Source organism: Bradyrhizobium sp. 21, assembly GCF_023073335.1.
In the GTDB taxonomy this organism is placed as follows: domain Bacteria; phylum Pseudomonadota; class Alphaproteobacteria; order Rhizobiales; family Xanthobacteraceae; genus Bradyrhizobium.
The window spans coordinates 175,723-197,075 of the sequence record NZ_JADPJG010000012.1 but is presented as its reverse complement, the minus strand read 5'-3'; the positions used below and the strand labels follow the sequence as shown (position 1 = coordinate 197,075).

Sequence of the window (21,353 nt, the reverse complement as noted above, 5' to 3'; positions counted from 1 at the left end):
TGAGACCATGAACTTCGACGACACCCCGCAGGAAGCCGCGTTCCGCGAAACCGCGCGCGCCTGGATCGCGGCGAACGCGCCCAAGCAGTACGAGGACGAGCTGCGAAAGTCCTCGCTCGGCCGCACGCAGCTCAAGAATGCCAACATCCTGGAAGTGGCAAAGGGCTGGCAGAAGAAGAAGGCCGGTGCCGGCTGGGCCTGCCTGCACTGGCCGAAGGAGTATGGCGGCCGGGGTTCATCACCGATCGAGCGCGTGATCTGGCAGCAGGAGGAGGGGCCGTTCGGCCAGCTGTCCCGCATGTTCATCATCGGCCACGGCATGTGCGGGCCGACCATGATGGCGTTCGCGCGCGAGGAGCATAAGCGCGCCTATTTGCCGCCGCTCGCTTCCGGCGAAAAGGTCTGGTGCCAGCTGTTCTCCGAGCCCGCCGGCGGCTCCGACGTCGCGGGCCTGCGCACGCGCGCGGAGAAGGACGGCGACGAATGGATCATCAACGGGCAGAAGATCTGGACCTCGGGCGCGCATTGTTCCGATTACGGCATCTTGCTCACCCGCACCGATCCGACCGTGCCCAAGCACAAGGGCCTCACCATGTTCTTCCTGGACATGAAGAGCCCGGGCGTCGAGGTGCGACCGATCAAGCAGGCGAGCGGCGCCTCCGACTTCAACGAGGTCTATTTCACCAATGTCCGCATTCCCGATCATCAGCGCCTCGGCGAGGTCGGTGATGGCTGGAACGTCTCGCTGACTACGCTGATGAACGAGCGCAGCGCGATCGGCGCAGCCGTTTCGACCGGTTTTCCCGAGCTGTTCGAATATTGCTCCAGCCTGATGCTCAATGACGGTCCCGCGATCGAGGATCGCGCGGTGCGTTCGAAGCTCGCGAACTGGGCGGTGAAGGCGAGCGGGCTGAAATACACCAGCATGCGCGCGATCTCGGCACTGTCGAAGGGCGAACGGCCGGGGCCGGAGAATTCCATTGGCAAGCTGGTGGCAGGCTCCATGATCCAGGACGTCGCGACTTACGCACTGGACCTGCAGGGCGCGAGCGGCGTGATCAGCGGTCCCGAAGATGCCGAAGTCGCCGGGCGTTTCCAGGCGATGCTGCTGCGCGCGCCGGGTACGCGCGTCGAAGGTGGCACCGACGAGATCATGCGCAACATCATCGCCGAGCGGGTGCTGGGCCTGCCTGGCGACATCCGGGTCGACAAGGACGTGCCGTTCAACAAGATCCCGACGAAGGGAAGATGAATGCGTGTCCCGGACGCGGTGCGGCTGAAATGCTCCGCAGAGCCGGGACCCAGAAAGCCACAATGGGCCCCGGCTCAGCAGCGCATCACTTCGTGCTGCGCAGCGTCCGGGGCACGAGACAGGAGAGTTCGAGATGAATTTCGACGACACCCCGCAGGAAGCCGCCTTCCGCGAGACCGCGCGCAAATGGGTTGAGGCCCACGCGCCCAAAGAGCTCGAGGCCGAGCTGTCAAAATCCTCGCTCGGCCGCATCCGGCTCGCTCACCAGGACATCGTCGATGTCGGCAAGGCCTGGCAGAAGAAGAAGGCCGAAGGCGGATGGGCCTGTCTGCACTGGCCGAAAGAGTATGGCGGCCGCGGCGCAACGCCGATCGAGCGCGTGATCTGGCAGCAGGAGGAGGGCGTCTACGGCAAGCTGACGCAGCCGTTCCAGATCGGCGAGGGCATGTGCGGCCCGACCGTGATGGCTTTTGGCAACGAAGACGCCAAGCGCCGCTATTTGCCAAAGCTCGCCGCGGGCGAGGAGATCTGGTGCCAGCTGTTCTCCGAGCCTTCGGCCGGCTCTGACGTTGCGGGCCTCCGCACACGCGCGGAAAAGAAGGGCGACAATTGGGTCGTCAACGGCCAGAAGATCTGGACGTCGGGTGCGCACTATTCCGACTATGGCCTTTTGATCGCGCGCACCGATCCCAATGTGCCCAAGCACAAGGGTCTCACCATGTTCTTCCTGGACATGAAGAGCCCCGGCGTCGAGGTGCGTCCGATCAAGCAGGCCAACGGCATGCAGGAGTTCAACGAGGTCTATTTCACCGACGTCGTCATTCCGGACAGCCAACGTCTCGGCGCCGTCGGCGAGGGCTGGAGCGTCTCGCTGACCACGCTGATGAACGAGCGGATGTCGATCGGCGCGCGGCTTGCGACCGGCGTCCCCGAGATGTTCGAATTCTGCTCCAATCTGATGCTGGAGGATGGCCTCGCCATCGACGACCCCGCCGTGCGCTCAAAGCTTGCGAGCTGGGCGGTGAAGTCGAGCGGGCTGAAATACACCAGCTACCGCGCGATCTCGGCGCTGTCCAAGGGCGACAGGCCGGGCCCGGAGAATTCGATCGGCAAGCTGGTGTCCGGCATGATGCTCCAGGACATCGCGACCTACGCCATGGACCTCCAGGGTGCGGCCGGAGTTCTCACAGGCAGCGACGAGGAGGCCGCGCAGGGCCAGTTCCAGCAGATGCTGCTGTCCTCGCCCTCGATGCGCATCGCAGGCGGAACCGACGAGATTTTGCGTAACATCATCGCCGAGCGCGTGCTCGGATTGCCGGGCGACATCCGTGTCGACAAGGACGTGCCGTATAACAAGATCCCGACCAAGGGACGGTGAAGATTCTTCCTGTCCCGGACACGGCGCAATGCGCCGCTCCGGGGCACGAAAACGAGGCAGATCATGGACGCCAAAGTGCCCAACGCAAACTACTCCACCGAAGACCGCATCGGCGTGCTCGAAGAGCTCCTGAACGAGCGCTACTCCGTCCGCGCCTTTCTCCCCAAGGAAGTCGATCGCGCCACGATTGAACACGTGCTGACCACCGCGCAGCGCACGGCGTCGTGGTGCAACAGCCAGCCCTGGCAGGTCGTCATCGCCAGCGGCGAGGCCAAGGAACGCTTCCGCAAGCTGATTTACGCGGAAGCATCTGGCGGGCTCGGCGACGATTACGATTTCACGCCGCCCCGCGAATATGTCGGCACCTATCTCGAACGCCGCCGCGAGAGCGGCTTCCAGCTTTACAACACGCTCGGCATCATCAGGGGCGACAGGATGGCCTATGCCAAGCAGGCGCTGGAGAACTACAATTTCTTCGGCGCGCCACATGTCGCCATCATCCACACCAACGAACCGCTCGGCATTTACGGTGCGATCGATTGCGGTGCGTATGTCAGTAATTTCATGCTGGCCGCGCAAGCGCTCGGGCTCGGCACGGTTCCGCAGGCGGCGCTTGCGCGCCACTCCGGCCTGATCCGCCGCCATTTCAATCTGCCTGATGACCGCCGCATCGTCTGCGGCATCTCGTTCGGCTACGCCGACGACGCCCACAAGGTCAACAGCTACCGCACCTCGCGGGCCAGCGTCGCTGAAACCGTGACGTTCGTGGAGGAGTGACACGCGCTAAGACGGCCGCTTCAACGGCCGTCTTCACGTCTCGTTCGGTGTGTCCGTTGACGCCGGCCGCTAACCGCCGCTGCCGCCAATCACGGCCCGAATGGTCTCGTCCGGCCCAAAATCCTCGGCGCCGTCGACATAGAGCAGCGCCGCGAGCTTGGAGCGCGCGCGGTTGACACGGCTCTTGATCGTGCCGACTGCGCAGCCGCAGATCGAAGCCGCATCCTCGTAGGAGAATCCGGAGGCGCCGACCAGGATCAGCGCTTCGCGCTGGTCCTGTGGAAGCTTCTCGAGCGCCGTGCGGAACTCCTCGAACTCGAGATGAGCGTTCTGCGAAGGCTGCGTCTTCAGCGTCTTGGCATAGTTGCCCTCCGCGTCCTCAACCTCCCGCCGCCGCTTGCGATAGTCGGAGCGGAACAGGTTGCGCAGGATCGTGAACAGCCACGCCGGCAGGTTGGAGCCGGGCTGGAATGAGTCGATGTTGGCGAGCGCGCGCAACAGCGTCTCCTGGACCAGGTCGTCGGCGCGGTCGGCATTGCCGCTGAGCGAGATGGCGAACGCGCGCAGGCTGGGCACGGCCGCCAGAATGTCGTTACGCAGGGAGTCCGTGAGAGGCATCAATCCCTCCCATTGTTGTCGTTGGATCCGCCACCATTTTCCACTTGGGGTGTCGCTCCCGGCGCATCAAGCTTCTTGATCAGTTCCGCGAACCGGTCCGGAACCCCCTGCCGCACCACGTCGTCATACATGGCGCGCAACTGATGGCCGATCCGGGATTGGATCTCTGGAGTGAGCCCTCCCTTACCGGGGGTCGTGCTTTTGCTGGCTTGAGACTTGAGATCTTTCATGACCTGTTCCGCGTTTCCCCGAGTTAAGTGACTGTAAAATCGAGAAGTTCTCTCAACCGGGAGCCGTTCCCTAGATAGGCTCAATGCGAGCTGCGAGAAAAAGTTCCGCCCCGCTGCGGAACTTTTGTGAGGCTGAGGCGTAATCAGCCCAGCAGGGGAACCCGGCCCCCCCGCATACGCCTGCATCTCAAGGTTGGCCCGAAGATTAAATAAATGGAGTGGGGATGTCCCGTTCACAGCTTGTTGCTGAACACTTGCCGTTGTTGCGCCGGTACGCACGCGCCCTGACGGGCAGCCAGTCTTCCGGCGACGCCTACGTCGCAGCCATGTTGGAAGCCATGCTGGGGGATCCGGCGGTGCTCGACGAGACCCATGGTCCCCGCGCCGGCCTGTTCCGGCTGTTCACCCAGATCTGGAATTCCGTTTCCGTCAATGACGATGCCGAGGTGACGACCCTGCCGATGCCGCCGGAGCGGCGGCTGTCGAACATCACGCCCCTGCCGCGACAGGCTTTCCTGTTGCTCTCGCTCGAGGGATTTTCGGAAGAGGAAGTCGGCTACATCCTCGGCACCGACGTCGCCGAGACGCGGCGGCTTGCGGACGCCGCGGGACGCGAGATGGCCGCCGAGATCGCCACCGACGTGCTGATCATCGAGGATGAGACCTTCATCGCCATGGACCTCGAGAGCCTGGTGAAGAATCTCGGCCACAATGTCGTGGGCGTCGCGCGCACCCACGCCGATGCGGTGGCGCTGGCCAAGAACAAGCGGCCCGGCCTGATCCTCGCCGACATCCAGCTCGCCGACGGATCGTCGGGCCTCGACGCCGTCAACGAGCTGCTCCGCACCTTCGAGGTGCCGGTGGTATTCATCACCGCCTATCCGGAGCGCTTCCTCACCGGCGAGCGCCCCGAGCCGGCGTTCCTGATCTCAAAGCCGTTCCAGCCCGCGATGGTGTCGGCGGTGGCGAGTCAGGCTCTGTTCTTCCAGCGCAACTCGCGCAACCGCGCGCCGAAGGTGCCGGCGGCGTAAGGCGCCAGCGCCCCGCATTTGACGGAAGATGATCTGATCCGGCGCGCCGCAAGGTGTGCCGGATTTTTATTGACCGGGTTGCCCACGCTTGACGGCCATCGAATTCGCAACTCATACCTCGTGCAGCGGCCGCGTGGCAGCCGCAGTGCCATCGGAGACGTGTTCATGGACCAGCAGCTCCTCGATCGCCTCGCCATCCGCGACCTCGTCGAGAACTGGGCGGTCTGGCGCGATGCCGGCGACTGGGAGCGCTTTGCCACCGTCTGGCACGAAGAGGGCTGGATGTCCGCCACCTGGTTTCAGGGGCCGGCGCGGGATTTCATGCGGGTCAGCCAAGAAGGCTTTGCCAAGGGCGTGCGCATCCTGCATTTCCTGGGCGGCACCAGCATCGATCTCGCGGGCGAGCGGGCCATCGCCCAGACCAAGATGACGATCTCGCAGCGCGCCCCGGTGCACGACGTGCTCTGCGACGTCGTCTGCACCGGGCGCTTCTACGATTTTCTGGAGAAGCGGTCAGGCGCGTGGGGCATCGTCCGCCGCCAGCCGATCTACGAGAAGGACCGGATCGACCCGGTTGATCCCGCAGCGACACTTCGCCTCGACCAGCAGGCGCTCGCCACGCTCCCCGAGGGCTACCGCCACCTCGCCTACATGCAGGAGCTCATCGGCTACAAGGTCAAGCGCGACATGCCGGGTCTGATCGGTGCCGAGGTCGAGAAGCTGTACAGTGAAGGGCGGGAGTGGCTGGCTGGGAAGGCGAAGTGAACTCCAGACAAAAGTAAGGCGCGACTGGCATCACCACAGTCGCGCCCTACGTCGCCGGCTTATGGGGCAGGGGGGAATAGCCGGCTGTTGAACAGACTCCCGGGCGCGGAAGTCGTTCCAGGCAGGGGCAAATTTTTTTACGCCGCCTGCGGTGCGTTTGGCACACGGTTAAGTGATCTTAACGACTCAGAACTCCTGGTCCTGTCCTTGCGTTGTTCCCGCGATCGCCATGGGGCGAGGGATCGACAGCCATGTCACAGATTTACAAGGGATTTTTGGCGGCAGTCGCGATTGCCGCCACGCTCGGCGCCGCGCAACTGGCCTTTGGCCATGACCTCGCTGGCCGCTGGCAGGCTGTCGGGGACAAGTCGGGCGATGTCGTCAATCGTGCCGGCAAAGCTGACCGGCTCACCAATCTCAAGGAGACCGCGGTTCCCACCCGCACCGTGTCGATGCGCCTGAACGACCTCGCCGACACGTCGGTCTTGTTGCGGGTCCCCGCGGTCATGGAAATCGGCAATGCCAAGCCACCGGTGCTGCTCCCCAGCCAGAAAACCCAGAAGCAAGGCCGCAGCAAGCCGACAATTGCCTGCGAGCCGATGGTCAGCTCCCTGACCGAGGTCGCCAAGCTGCTCCAGCCCGGCCGCTGTGTGACCTGATCTGCCTGCGCCCGACCTGGGCCCCCACGCCTGGGCCCCACGGACAAATCGCCTTTCCCACGGGAGGGCGATCTTTCTTGTCCACTTGATCCCCTATCCCATCGCGTTATATCCCGGGTTTCTTCCCCCTTTTGATTGACCGGGTAAACGCATGACGACGTCAGATACGGCCGCGCATACACAGCCATTCCAGGCCGAAGTTTCCGAGCTTTTGCACCTGATGGTGCACTCGGTCTACTCCGAGACCGACATCTTCCTGCGCGAGCTCGTTTCCAACGCCTCGGATGCCTGCGACAAGTTGCGCTATGAGGCCATCGCCAATCCGGCGCTGCTGGGCGAGGGCGACCCGCTCAAGATCCGGATCAGTCCGAACAAGACGGCCGGAACGCTCACGATCGCCGACAACGGCATCGGCATGGAGCGGCAGGAGTTGATCGACCATCTCGGCACCATTGCCCGCTCCGGCACCAAGGCTTTCGTCTCGAAGCTGAAGGAGGCCAAGGAGGGCCTTGGCCTGATCGGCCAGTTCGGCGTCGGCTTCTATTCCGCCTTCATGGTCGCCGAGAAGATCGTCGTCGTCAGCCGCCGCGCCGGCGAGAGCGATGTCTGGACCTGGACCTCGTCCGGCGGCTCCGGCTTCGAGATCGCGCGGGCCAGTGACGAGGAAGCGGCGCGCGTGGCGCGGGGCACCGAGATCGTCCTGCATGTGAAGGACGACGCGAAGAAATATCTCGAAGCTTACGAGATCGAGCGCGTCGTCGGCGCCTATTCCGACAATATCCTGTTTCCGATCGAGCTCGTGCCTGAAGAGGGCGAGCCGCGCCAGATCAATTCGGCAAGCGCGCTGTGGCAGCGCTCGAAATCGGAGCTGACGGCCGAGGACTACAAGAAGGCCTATCAGCAGATCGCATCCGCCTTCGACGATCCCGCGATGACGCTGCATTACCGTGCGGAAGGCCGCTATTCCTACGCCGTGCTGCTGTTCGCGCCCTCGACAAAACCGTTCGACCTGTTCGAGCCTTCGCGCAAGGGGCGCGTCAAACTCTATGTCCGGCGCGTCTTCATCACCGATGACGCCGATCTGCTGCCGGGCTATCTGCGCTTCGTCCGCGGTGTCGTCGACAGCGAGGATCTCCCGCTCAACATCTCCCGCGAGATGCTCCAGAACAATCCGCAACTCGCGCAGATCCGCAAGGCGGTCGCGACGCGCGTGGTGTCCGAGCTCGAAAGCCTTGCGGAGAAAGATCCGGAGAACTTTGCGAAAATATGGGAGGCCTTCGGCGCGGTGCTGAAGGAAGGCATCTACGAGGATTTCGAGCGCCGCGAAAAGCTGCTCGCGCTGTCGCGTTTCACCACGACCTCGGGCGAGAAGCGCTCGCTCAAGGACGTCATTGCCGATTTCAAGCCGAACCAGACCGAGATCTACTATCTCGTCGGCGACAGCATCGAGCGGCTGAAGGCGAGCCCCCGGCTCGAGGCGGCGACCGCGCGCGGCATCGAAGTGCTGCTGCTGTCCGATCCCGTCGACGCCTTCTGGACCTCGATGCCGTCGGAGTTCGACGGCAAACCCCTGAAGTCGCTGAGCCAGGGCGATCTCAATGTCGACCTGATCCCGCGCGTCGATGCGGCGGAGGAGGCGAAGAAGGACGAGCCGGCCGCCGACGAGGCCGCCACCATCGCCGTGATCAAGGCCGCGCTCGGCGAGCGCGTCAGCGACGTCAAGGCCTCGACGCGTCTCACCAGCTCCGCCTCCTGCCTCGTCGCCGACAGCCAGGGCCCGAGTCGCGAACTCGAGCGCATCCTGGCGCAGCAGAACCGCGGCATGCGCACCAAGCCGATCCTCGAGATCAATCTGCGCCATCCGCTGGTCACGGCGATCACGAAGGCTCAGGCCGGCTCCAACGCGGTCGACGATCTCAGCCTGCTCCTGCTCGAACAGGCGCAGATCCTGGACGGCGAATTGCCGGAAGATCCGGCTGCGTTTGCAGCGAGGTTGAACCGGCTGGTGTTGCAGGGGCTCGGGGGGTAACGAGGGCGGCGCACCGCACTCACCTTGCCGTCATCTGCACGCAGGAACAGTCGCCTCTACCGTGGTGTTATGCCATAGGAGGCGGCCGGTATCCGGGCCGCCGACACGACCGATTCGAGGATTTTCCATGCGTTTGCCGATCCTGACCCTCACTGCGATTGCCACGCTGTTCGTGGCGGCAGATGCCGGCGCCCAGACCTATGATCCGCGCTATCCGGTGTGCATGCACGTCTATTCGCCGGGCGGGAGGGGAGGCGGCGGCGACTATTACGACTGCTCCTTCACCTCGGTCCCACAGTGCCGCGCCACGGCGTCGGGCCGCTCGGCGAGCTGCGACGTCAATCCCTATTACGCCTTCGACGAACCGCCGCCGGCGCCGCGCCGGCGTCACAAGAAGGTGCACTAGCGATCGGCGATTGCGAATTTCCGGGACATTTTTTATGCGTCGCTCATTCGGCTTGATCGCGATCGCCGGTGCATTGCTTGCAGCCACGCCGTCGCGCGCGCAAACCTTCGATCCCCGCTATCCCGTCTGCATGCACGTCTATTCCGGCTCGAGCGGTGGCGGCGGGGAGTGGTACGATTGCTCCTTCACCTCGCTGCCGCAGTGCCACGCCACGGCGACAGGCCGCGCCGCGAGCTGCGAACTCAATCCGTATTATCCGGTCAACGCGCCGCCTCAGCGCTTGCGCCACAGGCGAAGCGGCTAGCGCCCACTGCAGCATGGAGAACTAGGTGTCGTGAGGCGCCTTGTTGACCGCGGTGAAGATCGCGTCGGTCAATTGCCAGGTCATCTTGTCGGTGGTCCAGTCGCTGGCGTGCAGCCTGGTGTCATCGCCCGGGTCGACCATGCGGTCGAACGCAATCTTTGCAACATCGTGCCAACCCTTCATCAGCGCGAAGCGGCGGAAGACGTTGACGCCTTTCTCGTGTGCGATCTGGCTGATTGCCTCGACCATGGCGTCTGCCTTTTTGCGGGTGGTCGGTGTCAGCACCGCAGGCACATATTGCAGGTCCATCAGGATCACGTCGATCCGCTTGGCGTCGAGCAGCCGGTCAACACCTTCACGGATGTCTTTCGTGGTGTCCGCGAACGAGGGGCCGGCGGGTTGCCAAACCGAATTTGTGCCGACCTGCCAGATGACGAGATCGGGTCTCAGATCGAAGACGTCATGGTCGAACCGCTTCAGCTCCAAAGGAGCGTCTTCGCCACCAACGCCTCGGTTGATCACCTCGATTTCGACATTTGGAAATTTGATCCGAAGGTCAGCCAGCAGCCGCTGCGGATAGGGTGCGATGCCTCCTTCACCGGCCGTGGTCGACGAGCCGATCGCGATCACCTTGACCTGTCCGTGCTTTAAGCGGCCGGCAAAATTGGTCAGCGGCTGCTCGAACGGGGCTGCCTGGACAGGAAATTCCGAGGAGTCGAGAGCCACGGGTCGTCTCCCTTTCGTAGTCGAACAACGCAGGGTAGAAAGCCTAGCCCGTTTGCCCGGCGCAGCCTAGCCTCGTGAGACCGAAGCCGCTCGGCCAGGTCGCTATTCTTTCCTGATCCCCGACAGCTCGACCACCTTGCGCCAACGCTCAGTCTCCGCCGCCAGCATGCCGCCGAATTCATTGGCGTTGCCGTGCAGTGGGATCGCGCCGAGTTCGGCGATCCGAGCCTGATCTCCGCATCTGACAGTGCTGCGTCGATCTCGCGATTGAGCAGGTCGACGATCTCGCGCGCCGTGTCGTGCGGAGCTCCGACGCCGTAGAAGGAGGAGGTTTCGTAGCCGGGAAGCGTGTCGGCGATCGATGGCACGTCCGGGAGAATCTCCGAACGCTCGCGTGTGGTGACGCCGAGCGCGCGCAGCTTGCCGGCGCGCACCAGCTCGAAGGATGAGGTGACGTTGTCGAACATGCCCTGGATCTGGCCACTCATCACGTCGGTCAATCCGGGTGCCGAGCCGCGATAGGGCACGTGGGTGAACTGCACGCCGGCCATCGATTTGAACAGTTCGCCGGAGAGATGCAGCGATGTGCCGATGCCGGAGGATGCTATCGACATCTTGCCGGGATTGGCCTTGGCATGGGCGATGAAGTCGGCGACGTTCTTCACCGGCAGATCGTTGTTGACGAGCAGCACCAGCGGAATCCGCGCCACGCCCGCGACCGGCGCAATGCCCTTGGCGAAATCATAAGGCAGCGCCGGATCGAACGAGGCGTTGATGGCGTTCGCGGTCGAGGTCAGCAGCAGCGTGTAACCATCGGGGGCGGACGTGATCACCGCTTGGGTCCCGATATTGCTGCCCGCGCCGGGCTTGTTCTCGACCACGAAGGTCTGGCCGAGCCGGTCCGACAGGCGCTGGCAGAGCAGCCGCGACAGCACGTCGGTGGCGCCGCCCGGCGCGTAGGGCACCACCCATTTCACGCTGTGGGAGGGATAGGAGGGATTGCCGAGAGCGAAGGCGCGGGGCGCGCCGAGCACGGCTGCGGCAGAGGCAGCAGCCTGAACGAATTGTCGCTTGGTGATCATGACGCTCTCCAGTTCACCTCGGCCCGCAAGCAGGGCGGGGGGACACGCGTTGCGCGCCCCGGCAACTGGCTTTGCTATTGCAAGAATTGCGCGGTCGCGCACGCCGATCCCACTGGCTTGGTAAAGGATGACCAGAGTTAATCGCGCACTAACGGGGTTTTACCTTGTCTCTTAACACCTGGGCAGGGCGTGCGAGCTAAGCTTAGGGAAACAGCAGACACGTTCCGAAAGAATGAACGGCATGACCACCGGCGTCATCGAGCAACCGACAACCGCGCGCGCACCTTCGGCTTCGAAAATCTGGCTGAAGGCGATCGAGCTCACCGCGCGGATTGAGACGCTGCCGGGCCGGCTGTTCGCCGACGTCGTCGACGATTGGGCGCAGCGCCAGCCCGATCGCGTCGCATTGATCACCGATGGCGCAAGCCTCGACTATGAGGGGCTCTCGAAACGCATCAATCGTTATGCGCGGTGGGCGCGCTCGGCTGGTGTGGCCAAGGGCGAGACTGTCGCACTGATCATGCCGAACGGCATCGACTATGTCGCGGCATGGCTCGGCATCAGCCGCGTTGGCGGCGTGGTCGCGCTGATCAACACCAAGCTCGTCGGCCAGTCGCTGGCGCATTGCATCGACGTCGCAAAGCCCGCTCAAATCATCGTCGCGCACGAGATCACGGAGGCGCTGGATAGCGCGTCGCCGCACCTAGCGACGGACGCAAAAGTCTGGACCCACGGCGATACCCGCAGTGAACGCGCGATCGATGTTGCGCTTGCCGCCCTCGATGACGGTCCGCTTTCGCCGGACGAGCATGGCGACGTCACGATCAACGACCGTGCCCTGCTGATCTACACCTCCGGGACCACCGGCCTGCCGAAAGCGGCCAGCATCAGCCATCGCCGCATCCTCAACTGGGGCCTTTGGTTCGCCGGCCTCACCGGCGCGACGCCGCAGGATCGGCTTTATGATTGCCTGCCGCTGTTCCATTCGGTCGGCGGCATCGTCGCGCCGTGCAGCATGCTCGCTGCCGGCGGCTCAGTGGTGATCGCGGAAAAATTCTCGGCCTCGCATTTCTGGCCCGACATCGTGCGTCACGACTGCACGCTGTTCCAGTATATCGGCGAGCTCTGCCGCTATCTGCTCAAGGCGCCGCCGTCGGAATACGAAAATCGCCATCGCCTGCGGCTCGTCTGTGGCAACGGCCTGCGCGGCGACATCTGGGAAGATTTTCAGGCCCGCTTCGCCATTCCCCGCATCCTCGAATTCTACGCGGCAACCGAAGGCAATTTCTCGCTGTTCAACGTCGAGGGCCAGCCCGGCGCGATCGGCCGCATTCCGCCACTGCTCGCGCATCGTTTCCCGGCTGGCCTCGTCAAGCTCGATCCCGATAGCGGCGCGCCGCTGCGCAACGCAGAGGGTTTTTGTATCGCCTGCGCGCGCGGCGAAGCCGGCGAGGCCATCGGCCGCATCGGCACGGCGGATGAGGGCGGCGGCCGCTTCGAGGGTTACACCGACGCGAGCGAGACCGAGAAGAAGATCCTGCGCGACGTCTTTGCCAAGGGCGATTCCTGGTTCCGCACAGGCGATCTGATGCGGCTCGACGACAAGGGCTTCTTTCATTTCGTCGATCGCATCGGCGACACGTTCCGTTGGAAAGGCGAGAACGTCGCGACCTCCGAGGTCAACGACGCCGTGCGCGATTTCCCCGGCGTGATCGACGCCACCACCTACGGCGTCAGGATCCCCGGCACCGACGGCCGCGCCGGCATGAGCGCGATCGTCGTCAACGAGGGCTTTGACGTTGAAGCGCTGCCCGCCCATCTGGCGCAGCGTCTGCCGGCCTATGCCCGCCCTGTCTTCATCCGGATCTCGCGCGAACTCGATGCGACCGAGACGTTCAAGCAGAAGAAGGGCGATCTCGCGCGCGCGGGATTTGACCCGGGCGCGATAGGCGATCCGCTGTTCATGCTCGACCCGAAATCCGGCGCTTATGCCGCGGTCGATGCCGAGACCTACACGCAAATTAACGATGGTGCGCTCAGGCTGTAGCGGACCGAAAATCCGGAGATAGGTCCAATTTTATCCGAATTGTCCAAGAAGCCATTTACTTCTGTCGGGTAAACAAGCGGCCATGGGAGGCGGCCATCAAGAGCCGCCGCAACACGAACGACAACAGAAGCGAGCCAGCCATGTCGGTACGGTCTAAGGTCATCGAGGCGATCCAGCAGATCGCCAAGGAGCAGCACGTCACGCTTCCCGCACTCTCGGACGACCTGTCCCTGCACGAGACGGGGTTCGACTCGCTCGCCTTCGCCATCCTGGTGGCGCGCCTCGAAGACGAGACTGGCGTCGACCCCTTCACCATTTCCGAGGACGCAGCGTTCCCCGCCACCGTGGGCGATTTCGTGCGGGCCTACGAAAATGTCCCCGCGTGAGATCTTTGCACTCCGCGACCATCTTGGCGCGGAGCTGACCGGCCGCACGCTGTCGGACGCACACGATGTCGTGTCGCTGTCGGATATCCTGTCGCACACGGTCCTGGGCGGCCGGCTGGGTGAATTGTCCGGCCGCGCGGTGCTGCTGAAATTGTCCGACCAGCTCCGGTCCGGCGTTGCCATGATCGAGCTCGACGGTATCGCCCGTCGCATGCTGCTGTGCCCGCCCGATCTCAACCCCGCGCATCTCGACGCGCTGATCGCGGATGCCGGAATCGATGCCGTCGTCACCGACGAGCCCGATCGTTGGGCCGATACCGGCGTGCCCCTGATTGTCACCGCGCAACTGCCGCTTCAAGCGACCAAGCCGGCCGGGACCGAACGCGCCACGGAATGGCTGATGCTCACGTCGGGCACGTCGGGCGTGCCGAAGATCGCCGGCCATACGCTGGAAGCACTCACCGGCGCGATCGTCGCCGAAGGCCCCGTGCGCGGACCCGCGCCGGTATGGGCGACGTTCTACGACATCCGCCGCTATGGCGGCCTGCAAATCTTCCTCCGCGCCGTTCTCTCCGGCGGCTCGATGGTGCTGTCCGATCCGCATGAGACGCTCGCCGATCACGTCACGCGACTGAACGCGCGTGGCGTCTCCCACATCTCCGGCACGCCCTCGCACTGGCGCAAGCTGTTGATGAGCGGCTCGGCCGCGCGCTTCGCGCCCGGTTACGTGCGCCTCTCCGGCGAGATCGCTGACCAGGCGGTGCTGGACGGCCTCAAGGCGGCCTTCCCGAACTCCTCCGTCGGTCATGCCTATGCCTCGACCGAGGCCGGCGTCGGCTTCGCCGTCAATGACGGGCTCGAAGGTTTTCCAGCCGGCTATCTCGGCAACCGCAACGGCGTCGAGATGAAGGTCGTCGACAGCTCGCTGTGCATCCGTTCGAGCCGCACCGCCCACGCCTACATCGGCCGCAACGTGGCCGCCCTCACCGACGGCGACGGGTTTGTCGACAGCGGGGATATCGTCGAATTGCGCGGCGACCGGTACTATTTCGTCGGCCGCCGTGGCGGCATCATCAATATCGGCGGGCTGAAGGTTCATCCTGAAGAGATCGAGGCAGTGATCAACCGTCATCCCGACGTGCGGATGTCGCGGGCGAAGTCACGCAAGAGCCCGATCACCGGCGGCATCGTCGTCGCCGACGTGATCCTCGCCGACGGCACCGATCCGGCGCGCGCGAAAGAGATCCGCGACCAGATCATGGATCAGTGCCGCGCGCAGCTCGCTTCACACAAGGTGCCGGCGGTGATCCGCTTCGTCGCGGCGCTCGACGTCACCCCGGCCGGCAAACTGGCGCGCACCGATGCATAATGTTCTCGTCACCGGCGGCAGCCGCGGTATTGGGTTGGCGATCGGCAGGCGCCTCGTCGGTGCCGGCTACAACGTGATCGCCGCGGCGCGGCGCGAGAGCGACGAGCTCAAGGCTGCGATTGCCGGGTCGGAGGGGCGCCTGCATTTTCGCGCCTGCGACCTCGCCGTAATCGACGCGATCCCGGCCTACGCAAAACTCGTGCGCGACGAATTCGGCCCGATCTACGGCCTCGTCAACAATGCCGGCCTCGGCACCGAAGGCCTGCTCGCCACCATGCACAATTCCGAGATCGAGGCGCTGGTGCAGCTCAATGTGCTGTCGCCGATCATCCTCACCAAATATGTCGCGCGACAGATGATGGCGGATGGTGCCGGCCGCATCATCAACATCTCCTCGATCATCGCGACCACCGGCTACAACGGCCTCTCCGTTTACGGTGCGACCAAGGCCGCCGCCACCGGCTTTACCCGCTCGCTCGCGCGCGAGGTCGGCAAACTCGGCATCACCGTGAACGCGATCGCGCCCGGGTTCATCGACACCGAGCTTACGCACAATCTCTCCGACGAGGGGCGCAAGCGCATCGCCGGCCGCAGCGCGCTACGCCGCTTGCCGGAAATGGATGACGTGGCGCGCATGGTGGAATATCTGCTCGGCGAAGGCGGCCGCAATGTCACCGGCACCGTGTTTACGATCGACGCGGGGAATACGGCGTAACCGGAACCCGGTCGCCATAATTGAGTTGATCCGGCGCAATGACATTCAGCCGGATTTGGTCGTAAGATGCCCCGCAATCGATTGGGTTATGTCAATCGATCTGCCCCAATCGACAGGGAGCAGTCCATGACCACGCCAAGCATGACCGCTCCAAAGCAGGGCCAAACGGAGCCATCTCGCGCCAAGGCGGACGACGTCCATTGCCCGCCGATGGCGCATCAGAATTCCGGCAGTCACGGCCATGAAATGTATCCGCAGCAATTCGTCCGCCTGGTCGGCTGCCATGACGCGTCTCTCGATGCCTTGCGCAAGCGCGAGGATGAAAAGCTGCACTAGCCTGTCACGTCCGATGCTTCGGTAGATCCTTGGGCAGATCGACCCGTTCGTGTGAGAATTCCGGCGGCCCCTCGGTGAGGCGGCGGATGCGGCGCTCACGTTCGTCCACGGGCAATGCGGGATCCAGCAGCGCTTCGATCTCGTGCACCGCCAGTTCTTCGATCCTGGCGGCGTCCGATGCGATCGCGTGCGTTGACGTGATTGTCGGGGGCGCGGTCTTCAGGCCCAGTTCGACCAGCTTGCAGATCGCATCCGAGCGGGTCAGGTGATGGGTTTCAGCCCAGGCATCGACGGCCGCCGTCAGTCGTTCCGGCATCTTCACCGCGCTGATCGGCTCAGTTCCCGTGCGCGGGTGCTGCGGGGACGTCGAGTCCTTGTTGCCAAAGTCAGACACCTCGATGATCCCGAACAACCGTTTCAGATCTACCAACCATAGGCGCTACTTTCGGTGCGCTGTTTGATGCGGATCAATGGCGGGCTGCGGTATTGCGGCGCGGTGCGATCTTGTTGTCCGGGTCCATTTCAGCCAATGATCGGGAAACGAACCTTGATCGACCCTGCCTCGTATCTCCTTCGGACGCACTTCCCAACCATCCGGCATCCCCCGATGACTTCTGGCGAATCCTTCTATGGCGGCATTCCCGTCTTCCGCGGCTTCACCAGCCTGATGGATCCAGCGCTCTATGCGCCGCTGCCGGACGACTGGAGCATCGGTGTTGCCGACATCGTCGATTCTACCAAGGCGATCGCCGCGCAGCGCTACAAGGCGGTCAATATGGCCGGCGCGGCGGTCATCGCGGCGGTGACCAATGCATTGGAGGGCCGGGAATTCCCCTTCGTGTTCGGCGGCGACGGCGCGAGCTTTGCGGTTGCGCCTCAGGACATCGCGGCGGCCCATGAGGCGCTGGCCGCGACCGCGACCTGGGTGCGGGAAGATCTCGATTTGGGAATGCGCGTCGCGCTGGTGCCGGTGAGCGCCATCCGCGCGCAGGGCCTCGACGTACGCGTCGCGCGCTTCGGTCCGTCGGCTAATATGTCCTACGCGATGTTCTCCGGCGGCGGGCTGGCCTGGGCCGACGCCGCGATGAAGCGCGGCGAGTTTGCGGTCGCGGAGGCGCCCGCCGGCACACAGCCCGATCTGTCCGGCCTGTCCTGCCGCTTCGAGGTGATGCCGGCCTCACGCGGACTGATCCTGTCGGTGCTGGTGATGCCGGCGCGCGGTGCCGATCCGCATCTTTTTCGCAAGGTGATCGAGGACGTCATCCACCTCGTCGAGCGCAGTCCGGATGGCGGCCGCCCGGTGCCGCCGCAGGGGCCGCCGCTGACATGGCCGTCGCGGGGGCTGGACTATGAGGCCCGCACCAGGCGCGGAGGGCCGCTGCTCGCACGCCGCGCCAGCGTGCTGGTCTATACGCTGTTCGTCTATCTGATCGTGCGCTTCGACCTCAAGGTCGGCGGCTTCGTGCCAAACGTCTATAGACGTCAGGTGGTCGAGAACTCGGACTTCAGGAAATATGACGACGGCCTGCGCATGATCCTCGACTGTACGCCGGAGCTCGAACGCGCCATCAGCGATCGGCTCGCTGCGGCCGCGCGCGACGGCATCGTCCGCTACGGTCTCTACCAGCAGGACGCCGCGATGATGACCTGCTTCACGCCGTCGGCGCTGCGCAGCGACCACGTGCATTTCATCGACGGGGCGCGGGGCGGCTATGCCTCGGCGGCGACGGCGCTGAAGGCGATGGTGGCGTCAGCGAGCTAGCGCCCTGCGCGCGTCCAGGTCTCGCCGCCGCACAGCGCGCCGACGCAGCCTTCGACCCGCAGCGAATCCGCGCCTGTCACGCTGATGCTGCTCGCATAATTGCTGCCGTCGTCGGCATTGTAGATCTGGCCCGACCATTTGTTCGGCCCTGAAGGCTGCATGCCGCTGAACAGCGGCAGGCCGATCATCGGACGCCTGGCGAGCGCGGGATTGGGATTCTTGCTGTCGGTGGCGGGCTGGCCGGTCGCGGTGTCGTGCGGTTCGCGCAGCCAGACGACGTTGCCGCAGATGCCGCCGCCGCATTTGCTGATTCTGACGCGTGCATCGCCGGCCTGGGTCAGCCAGGTGCCGTCGGCGCTCTGTGCATGGGCGGCAGTCGCGCCAAACAGCGCAGTCAGGAGGACTGAAAGAACGGCGAATCTATTGAACATGGAGAGGCCCCGAAAATGGAGGCGCCTCCATAGCAGTCCGGCAGGATAGTGCAACGCTGGATGGAATCACATTTCTGCGCTTTATTTGCCTGCGCTCATTTGCCCCAGCGCGCGAAGGCGACCGAGGCCGCGGTCGAGAGCCCGAACACGGCCATGGCGACGCCGACCAGCGCGAACAGGGTCCAGGCCGGCGCCTGCGCCGTCATCAGACCGATGCCGCCGAGCGCGACGATCAGAAGCCGTGCCGTGGAGGCCAGCACTGGTCCGCCGACGCGCGCCGCGCCTTGCGAAGAGAAATACAGCGACACGCCCAAGCCGAAGAACACGAAGGCCGGACCGGCCCAGTGGAAATAGCTGTGCGCGGCGGCGGTGACGCCGGGATCTCCAGTGAAGAGCGCGACCCACAGCGACGGATCGAGCGCGATGACGAGGCCGATCAGGCCGACCGTGATTCCCGAGGCCGCAGCCGCGGTCCAGGCCACGCGCCGCGCGCGTTTCAACTGCCCTGCGCCGATCGCCAAGCCGACCATCGGCACCGAGGCGATGCCGAAGGCGAAGGTGATCGGGATCAGCAAGAATTCCAGCCGCGAGCCGATGCCGTAGCCGGCGAGCATCTCGGTGCCGAAGGTGGCGAGGATTTTCGTGAAGATCAGGATGGTGAGCACGGTCTGGAGCGGCGACAGGCAGGCGACCGCGCCGACCTTGAGGATGTCGAGGAACATCGCGCGCTCGAAACGGAACGCGCGGACCTTCAGCGGCAGCCGGCTGCGGCCGGACAAGAGATACCAGAGAAAGAAAATCGCGGCGCAGGTGAACGCGATCAGCTGGCCTGCGGCGACACCGGGCATGCCGAATTGCGGCACGCCGAACAGGCCGAGCCCCAGCGTGCCGCCGAGTGTGATCTGGAGCGTGCTTGCTCCGATCAGCGTCATCGAGGGCAGGCGCATGTCGCCGGTGCCACGGATCACAGAGGCCAGCGTGTTGACGAGCCAGATCGCGACCGCGCCCGAGAACAGCATCTGCGAATAGCCGCTGGCCTCCTCGAGCACGCGCTCGCGGCCGCCGAGCAGCATGAAGAACGAGCGGCCGAAGGCGAGCATCGTCACCGTGAAGAACAGCCCGCCGCAAAGGCCGATGATGGCCGCATGCAGCGCCAGCGTTGCGGCGCGGTCGCGATCGCCTGCGCCGAGCGCGCGGCTGATTGCAGACGAGACGCCGCCGCCCATCGCGCCCGCACTCATCATCTGCGTCAACATCGCGAACGGAAATACCAGCGCGATTGCGGCCAGCGGAACGGTGCCGAGCCGGCCGATATAGGAGGTCTCGGCAATCGCAACCAATGTGCTGCCGACCATTGCGATCATGTTGGGGATCGCGAGCCGCAGCAGCGTCGGCAGGATCGGTGCCGTCAGCAGGCCGGCGATGGGGGAGGCGACCGGTGCGCGCGGAGGGGCGGCATCTATCGGGGCGTCGATCGTCATGTTCACCGGGCGGAATTCAGATGATGATCGACATATTACCGGGTCGCCCGCGCCCGCGCCAGCCAGCCGTTACGCAGGGCTCACCACGGCAGGCCGCAGAGGTCGATGGTGCCGAGTGTCGGCGCGCGGACGATGTTGAAGACATAGGGCGCCATGTAGTCGAAGCGGATCCGCCCCTCCGGCTGCTCGCAATAGACCTCTCCCTCGAAGGGCAGCCAGCTACGGGCCTGGTAGAATGAAAAATTGTGCGGTTCACAGAACAGCAGCGCGAAGCGAACGGCTTCATTGGCGCGCATGGTATGCATCGCGGCGTCGATAGCCATAGTGGCGTAGCCGCGGCCGCGCTGATCCTCGCGTGTGCAGACCCCGCCGATGCCGCCGATATGAACCTTCTGCCCGTTCCAGATGACGGTGCGAAAATAGATGCCGACATGGCAGACGAGGCCGTCTTCGGGCGTCTCGATCAAGACGCGCAGGTCGGCATTGGCCCATTTGACGCGGGCCCAAGGCTTGTCCGCGAGCATGTTCGGGCCCCAGACCGCCTGATGCAGCGGCTCCGCGATCCGCCACGAGGCGTCGCCGTTCAAAATATCGATCTCGATGCTCATCGCTCTCTCTCTTTCGCATCTCCGCGCCGTCGGTGCGTTTCGTTCTGCCATAAGCACCTCAAAGGCAATGATATTTTACGGCCCGGTTGAAACGCCCAACATCCTTGCGTCGATTTTATGCAATTGGGCCCAGCGTCCGCATCACCCCTTTTCGCAAATTGGCGGTATTTAACGGCCGCGGAACCTTCTATAAGGGGTGACCGTTAAGCCTCGTTCCCCATCAGTTGCGGACAACAAAGCCATGACATTCACGCTGCCCCCACTCCCTTACGCCTATGACGCCCTCGGCCAGTTCATGTCGAAGGAGACGCTGGAATTCCACCACGACAAGCATCATCAGGCCTACGTTACCAACGGCAACAACGCGCTCAAGGGGACCGAATGGGAAGGCAAGTCCCTTGAGGAAATCGTCAAGGGCTCGTTCGGCAAGAACCCCGCGGTGTTCAACAATGCCGGCCAGCACTACAATCACATTCACTTCTGGAGCTGGATGAAGCCCAATGGCGGCGGCACCAAGCTGCCGGGCAAGCTCCAGAAGAAGATCGACGAGGATCTCGGCGGCTTCGAGAAGTTCAAGACGGACTTCCAGGCGGCCGGCGTCGGCCAGTTCGGCTCCGGCTGGGCCTGGCTTCAGGTCAAGAACGGCAAGCTCGAGATTGCCAAGACCCCGAACGGCGAGAATCCGCTGGTGCACGGCGCCACGCCGATCCTCGGCGTCGACGTCTGGGAGCACTCCTATTACATCGACTATCGCAACCGTCGTCCGGATTATCTGAAGGCGTTCGTCGAGAACCTCGTGAACTGGGAATACGTCGAGTCGCTGTTCGACAAGGCCTGAGGCTTCACGCATTTCGGGTTCGGCTTTGCCGCCCCGGAATGACGGAATTGAAAAGGCGGTCGCATAAGCGGCCGCCTTTTTGCTGTATGGCATTCGTTTGTGCCTCGCATGGCCCTGCGCAGG

General features: G+C 64.2%; 23 protein-coding genes and 1 pseudogene. 16 read left to right on the top strand and 8 right to left on the bottom strand.

Annotated elements, in window-relative coordinates; all coding sequences use genetic code 11:
• Window positions 1-7 precede the first annotated feature (7 nt).
• From IVB31_RS14805 to IVB31_RS14795, 3 genes are all read left to right on the top strand, one after another.
• Window positions 8-1,252: an acyl-CoA dehydrogenase gene (locus IVB31_RS14805; protein ID WP_247323324.1), complete on the top strand. Its 1,245-nt coding sequence runs from the start codon at window positions 8-10 to the stop codon at window positions 1,250-1,252.
• Between the two features lie 133 nt (window positions 1,253-1,385).
• A complete protein-coding gene (locus IVB31_RS14800; protein ID WP_247323323.1) occupies window positions 1,386-2,630 on the top strand; it encodes an acyl-CoA dehydrogenase in 1,245 nt (414 codons plus the stop codon).
• A 63-nt stretch (window positions 2,631-2,693) separates the two neighbouring features.
• Window positions 2,694-3,407, top strand: coding sequence for a nitroreductase (locus tag IVB31_RS14795; protein ID WP_247323322.1), 714 nt, complete (start codon window positions 2,694-2,696; stop codon window positions 3,405-3,407).
• A 69-nt stretch (window positions 3,408-3,476) separates the two neighbouring features.
• Here IVB31_RS14795 and IVB31_RS14790 read toward each other — a convergent pair whose 3' ends face one another.
• Complete coding sequence (locus IVB31_RS14790) at window positions 3,477-4,025, bottom strand: sigma-70 family RNA polymerase sigma factor (protein WP_084251855.1); 549 nt, start codon at window positions 4,023-4,025, stop codon at window positions 3,477-3,479.
• Window positions 4,025-4,255: a NepR family anti-sigma factor gene (locus IVB31_RS14785; RefSeq protein WP_026232505.1), complete on the bottom strand. Its 231-nt coding sequence runs from the start codon at window positions 4,253-4,255 to the stop codon at window positions 4,025-4,027. Before IVB31_RS14785 ends, IVB31_RS14790 begins: the two co-directional genes overlap by 1 nt.
• A gap of 224 nt (window positions 4,256-4,479) precedes the next feature.
• On the opposite strand from IVB31_RS14785, the gene IVB31_RS14780 reads away from it, so the two are divergent.
• From IVB31_RS14780 to IVB31_RS14755, 6 genes are all read left to right on the top strand, one after another.
• Window positions 4,480-5,286, top strand: a complete 807-nt coding sequence (locus tag IVB31_RS14780) for a response regulator (RefSeq protein WP_247323321.1) — start codon at window positions 4,480-4,482, stop codon at window positions 5,284-5,286.
• 165 nt (window positions 5,287-5,451) lie between these two features.
• Window positions 5,452-6,051 carry a nuclear transport factor 2 family protein gene (locus IVB31_RS14775; RefSeq protein ID WP_247323318.1) on the top strand — a complete coding sequence of 200 codons (600 nt, stop codon included), beginning with the start codon at window positions 5,452-5,454 and terminating at the stop codon, window positions 6,049-6,051.
• Between the two features lie 251 nt (window positions 6,052-6,302).
• Window positions 6,303-6,710 (top strand): hypothetical protein, encoded by a 408-nt coding sequence (locus IVB31_RS14770; protein WP_247323316.1) that lies wholly within the window; start codon window positions 6,303-6,305, stop codon window positions 6,708-6,710.
• 151 nt (window positions 6,711-6,861) lie between these two features.
• Window positions 6,862-8,739 (top strand): molecular chaperone HtpG, encoded by a 1,878-nt coding sequence (gene htpG / locus IVB31_RS14765; RefSeq protein ID WP_247323314.1) that lies wholly within the window; start codon window positions 6,862-6,864, stop codon window positions 8,737-8,739.
• 127 nt (window positions 8,740-8,866) lie between these two features.
• Window positions 8,867-9,145 carry a DUF3551 domain-containing protein gene (locus tag IVB31_RS14760; protein ID WP_247323311.1) on the top strand — a complete coding sequence of 93 codons (279 nt, stop codon included), beginning with the start codon at window positions 8,867-8,869 and terminating at the stop codon, window positions 9,143-9,145.
• Window positions 9,146-9,179: 34 nt separating this feature from the next.
• Window positions 9,180-9,449, top strand: a complete 270-nt coding sequence (locus IVB31_RS14755) for a DUF3551 domain-containing protein (RefSeq protein WP_247323308.1) — start codon at window positions 9,180-9,182, stop codon at window positions 9,447-9,449.
• A 21-nt stretch (window positions 9,450-9,470) separates the two neighbouring features.
• On the opposite strand, the gene IVB31_RS14750 is transcribed toward IVB31_RS14755, so the two are convergent.
• A complete protein-coding gene (locus tag IVB31_RS14750) occupies window positions 9,471-10,175 on the bottom strand; it encodes an SGNH/GDSL hydrolase family protein (RefSeq protein WP_247323307.1) in 705 nt (234 codons plus the stop codon).
• A 102-nt stretch (window positions 10,176-10,277) separates the two neighbouring features.
• Window positions 10,278-11,257 (bottom strand): annotated as a pseudogene (locus IVB31_RS14745) (tripartite tricarboxylate transporter substrate binding protein).
• Between the two features lie 232 nt (window positions 11,258-11,489).
• Between IVB31_RS14745 and IVB31_RS14740 the strand changes: the two are divergent.
• The 5 genes from IVB31_RS14740 to IVB31_RS14720 all read left to right on the top strand — a co-directional run bounded on the left by IVB31_RS14740 (window position 11,490) and on the right by IVB31_RS14720 (window position 16,110).
• A complete protein-coding gene (locus IVB31_RS14740; RefSeq protein WP_247323305.1) occupies window positions 11,490-13,304 on the top strand; it encodes a long-chain-acyl-CoA synthetase in 1,815 nt (604 codons plus the stop codon).
• 140 nt (window positions 13,305-13,444) lie between these two features.
• Window positions 13,445-13,690, top strand: a complete 246-nt coding sequence (locus IVB31_RS14735) for an acyl carrier protein (protein WP_015688794.1) — start codon at window positions 13,445-13,447, stop codon at window positions 13,688-13,690.
• Window positions 13,677-15,059: a class I adenylate-forming enzyme family protein gene (locus IVB31_RS14730; protein WP_247323303.1), complete on the top strand. Its 1,383-nt coding sequence runs from the start codon at window positions 13,677-13,679 to the stop codon at window positions 15,057-15,059. The genes IVB31_RS14735 and IVB31_RS14730 overlap by 14 nt, the downstream gene beginning before the upstream one ends.
• The gene (locus IVB31_RS14725) at window positions 15,052-15,774 is read left to right on the top strand and encodes an SDR family NAD(P)-dependent oxidoreductase (RefSeq protein ID WP_247323302.1); all 723 of its coding nucleotides are present in this window, start codon (window positions 15,052-15,054) and stop codon (window positions 15,772-15,774) included. Before IVB31_RS14730 ends, IVB31_RS14725 begins: the two co-directional genes overlap by 8 nt.
• 126 nt (window positions 15,775-15,900) lie before the next feature.
• On the top strand, window positions 15,901-16,110 hold the full coding sequence (locus IVB31_RS14720) for a hypothetical protein (RefSeq protein WP_247323301.1): 210 nt from the start codon (window positions 15,901-15,903) through the stop codon (window positions 16,108-16,110).
• A gap of 4 nt (window positions 16,111-16,114) precedes the next feature.
• Here IVB31_RS14720 and IVB31_RS14715 read toward each other — a convergent pair whose 3' ends face one another.
• Window positions 16,115-16,513: a hypothetical protein gene (locus tag IVB31_RS14715; RefSeq protein ID WP_247323720.1), complete on the bottom strand. Its 399-nt coding sequence runs from the start codon at window positions 16,511-16,513 to the stop codon at window positions 16,115-16,117.
• Window positions 16,514-16,717: 204 nt separating this feature from the next.
• On the opposite strand from IVB31_RS14715, the gene IVB31_RS14710 reads away from it, so the two are divergent.
• Window positions 16,718-17,872 carry a DUF3095 domain-containing protein gene (locus IVB31_RS14710; protein WP_247323300.1) on the top strand — a complete coding sequence of 385 codons (1,155 nt, stop codon included), beginning with the start codon at window positions 16,718-16,720 and terminating at the stop codon, window positions 17,870-17,872.
• Here the strand turns inward: IVB31_RS14710 and IVB31_RS14705 are convergent.
• The 3 genes from IVB31_RS14705 to IVB31_RS14695 all read right to left on the bottom strand — a co-directional run bounded on the left by IVB31_RS14705 (window position 17,869) and on the right by IVB31_RS14695 (window position 20,392).
• Window positions 17,869-18,303 carry a DUF2147 domain-containing protein gene (locus IVB31_RS14705; protein ID WP_247323299.1) on the bottom strand — a complete coding sequence of 145 codons (435 nt, stop codon included), beginning with the start codon at window positions 18,301-18,303 and terminating at the stop codon, window positions 17,869-17,871. The two genes, IVB31_RS14710 and IVB31_RS14705, sit on opposite strands and share 4 nt — an antisense overlap.
• 95 nt (window positions 18,304-18,398) lie before the next feature.
• The gene (locus IVB31_RS14700) at window positions 18,399-19,784 is read right to left on the bottom strand and encodes an MATE family efflux transporter (protein WP_247323298.1); all 1,386 of its coding nucleotides are present in this window, start codon (window positions 19,782-19,784) and stop codon (window positions 18,399-18,401) included.
• Between the two features lie 80 nt (window positions 19,785-19,864).
• Window positions 19,865-20,392, bottom strand: a complete 528-nt coding sequence (locus IVB31_RS14695) for a GNAT family N-acetyltransferase (RefSeq protein WP_247323297.1) — start codon at window positions 20,390-20,392, stop codon at window positions 19,865-19,867.
• Window positions 20,393-20,633: 241 nt separating this feature from the next.
• On the opposite strand from IVB31_RS14695, the gene IVB31_RS14690 reads away from it, so the two are divergent.
• Complete coding sequence (locus IVB31_RS14690) at window positions 20,634-21,230, top strand: superoxide dismutase (protein WP_247323296.1); 597 nt, start codon at window positions 20,634-20,636, stop codon at window positions 21,228-21,230.
• Window positions 21,231-21,353: the final 123 nt, after the last annotated feature.

Excerpts from the sequence above, each read along its gene's own strand:
- IVB31_RS14805 (WP_247323324.1), top strand. The coding sequence starts at position 8 with ATGAACTTCGACGACACCCCGCAGGAAGCCGCGTTCCGCGAAACCGCG.
- IVB31_RS14690 (WP_247323296.1), top strand. The coding sequence starts at position 20,634 with ATGACATTCACGCTGCCCCCACTCCCTTACGCCTATGACGCCCTCGGC.
- IVB31_RS14710 (WP_247323300.1), top strand. The coding sequence starts at position 16,718 with ATGACTTCTGGCGAATCCTTCTATGGCGGCATTCCCGTCTTCCGCGGC.
- IVB31_RS14800 (WP_247323323.1), top strand. The coding sequence starts at position 1,386 with ATGAATTTCGACGACACCCCGCAGGAAGCCGCCTTCCGCGAGACCGCG.
- IVB31_RS14795 (WP_247323322.1), top strand. The coding sequence starts at position 2,694 with ATGGACGCCAAAGTGCCCAACGCAAACTACTCCACCGAAGACCGCATC.
- IVB31_RS14790 (WP_084251855.1), bottom strand. The coding sequence starts at position 4,025 with ATGCCTCTCACGGACTCCCTGCGTAACGACATTCTGGCGGCCGTGCCC.
- IVB31_RS14735 (WP_015688794.1), top strand. The coding sequence starts at position 13,445 with ATGTCGGTACGGTCTAAGGTCATCGAGGCGATCCAGCAGATCGCCAAG.
- IVB31_RS14760 (WP_247323311.1), top strand. The coding sequence starts at position 8,867 with ATGCGTTTGCCGATCCTGACCCTCACTGCGATTGCCACGCTGTTCGTG.
- IVB31_RS14740 (WP_247323305.1), top strand. The coding sequence starts at position 11,490 with ATGAACGGCATGACCACCGGCGTCATCGAGCAACCGACAACCGCGCGC.
- IVB31_RS14775 (WP_247323318.1), top strand. The coding sequence starts at position 5,452 with ATGGACCAGCAGCTCCTCGATCGCCTCGCCATCCGCGACCTCGTCGAG.
- IVB31_RS14700 (WP_247323298.1), bottom strand. The coding sequence starts at position 19,784 with ATGACGATCGACGCCCCGATAGATGCCGCCCCTCCGCGCGCACCGGTC.
- IVB31_RS14785 (WP_026232505.1), bottom strand. The coding sequence starts at position 4,255 with ATGAAAGATCTCAAGTCTCAAGCCAGCAAAAGCACGACCCCCGGTAAG.
- IVB31_RS14695 (WP_247323297.1), bottom strand. The coding sequence starts at position 20,392 with ATGAGCATCGAGATCGATATTTTGAACGGCGACGCCTCGTGGCGGATC.
- IVB31_RS14705 (WP_247323299.1), bottom strand. The coding sequence starts at position 18,303 with ATGTTCAATAGATTCGCCGTTCTTTCAGTCCTCCTGACTGCGCTGTTT.
- IVB31_RS14770 (WP_247323316.1), top strand. The coding sequence starts at position 6,303 with ATGTCACAGATTTACAAGGGATTTTTGGCGGCAGTCGCGATTGCCGCC.
- IVB31_RS14725 (WP_247323302.1), top strand. The coding sequence starts at position 15,052 with ATGCATAATGTTCTCGTCACCGGCGGCAGCCGCGGTATTGGGTTGGCG.
- IVB31_RS14780 (WP_247323321.1), top strand. The coding sequence starts at position 4,480 with ATGTCCCGTTCACAGCTTGTTGCTGAACACTTGCCGTTGTTGCGCCGG.
- IVB31_RS14755 (WP_247323308.1), top strand. The coding sequence starts at position 9,180 with ATGCGTCGCTCATTCGGCTTGATCGCGATCGCCGGTGCATTGCTTGCA.
- IVB31_RS14730 (WP_247323303.1), top strand. The coding sequence starts at position 13,677 with ATGTCCCCGCGTGAGATCTTTGCACTCCGCGACCATCTTGGCGCGGAG.
- htpG (WP_247323314.1), top strand. The coding sequence starts at position 6,862 with ATGACGACGTCAGATACGGCCGCGCATACACAGCCATTCCAGGCCGAA.
- IVB31_RS14720 (WP_247323301.1), top strand. The coding sequence starts at position 15,901 with ATGACCACGCCAAGCATGACCGCTCCAAAGCAGGGCCAAACGGAGCCA.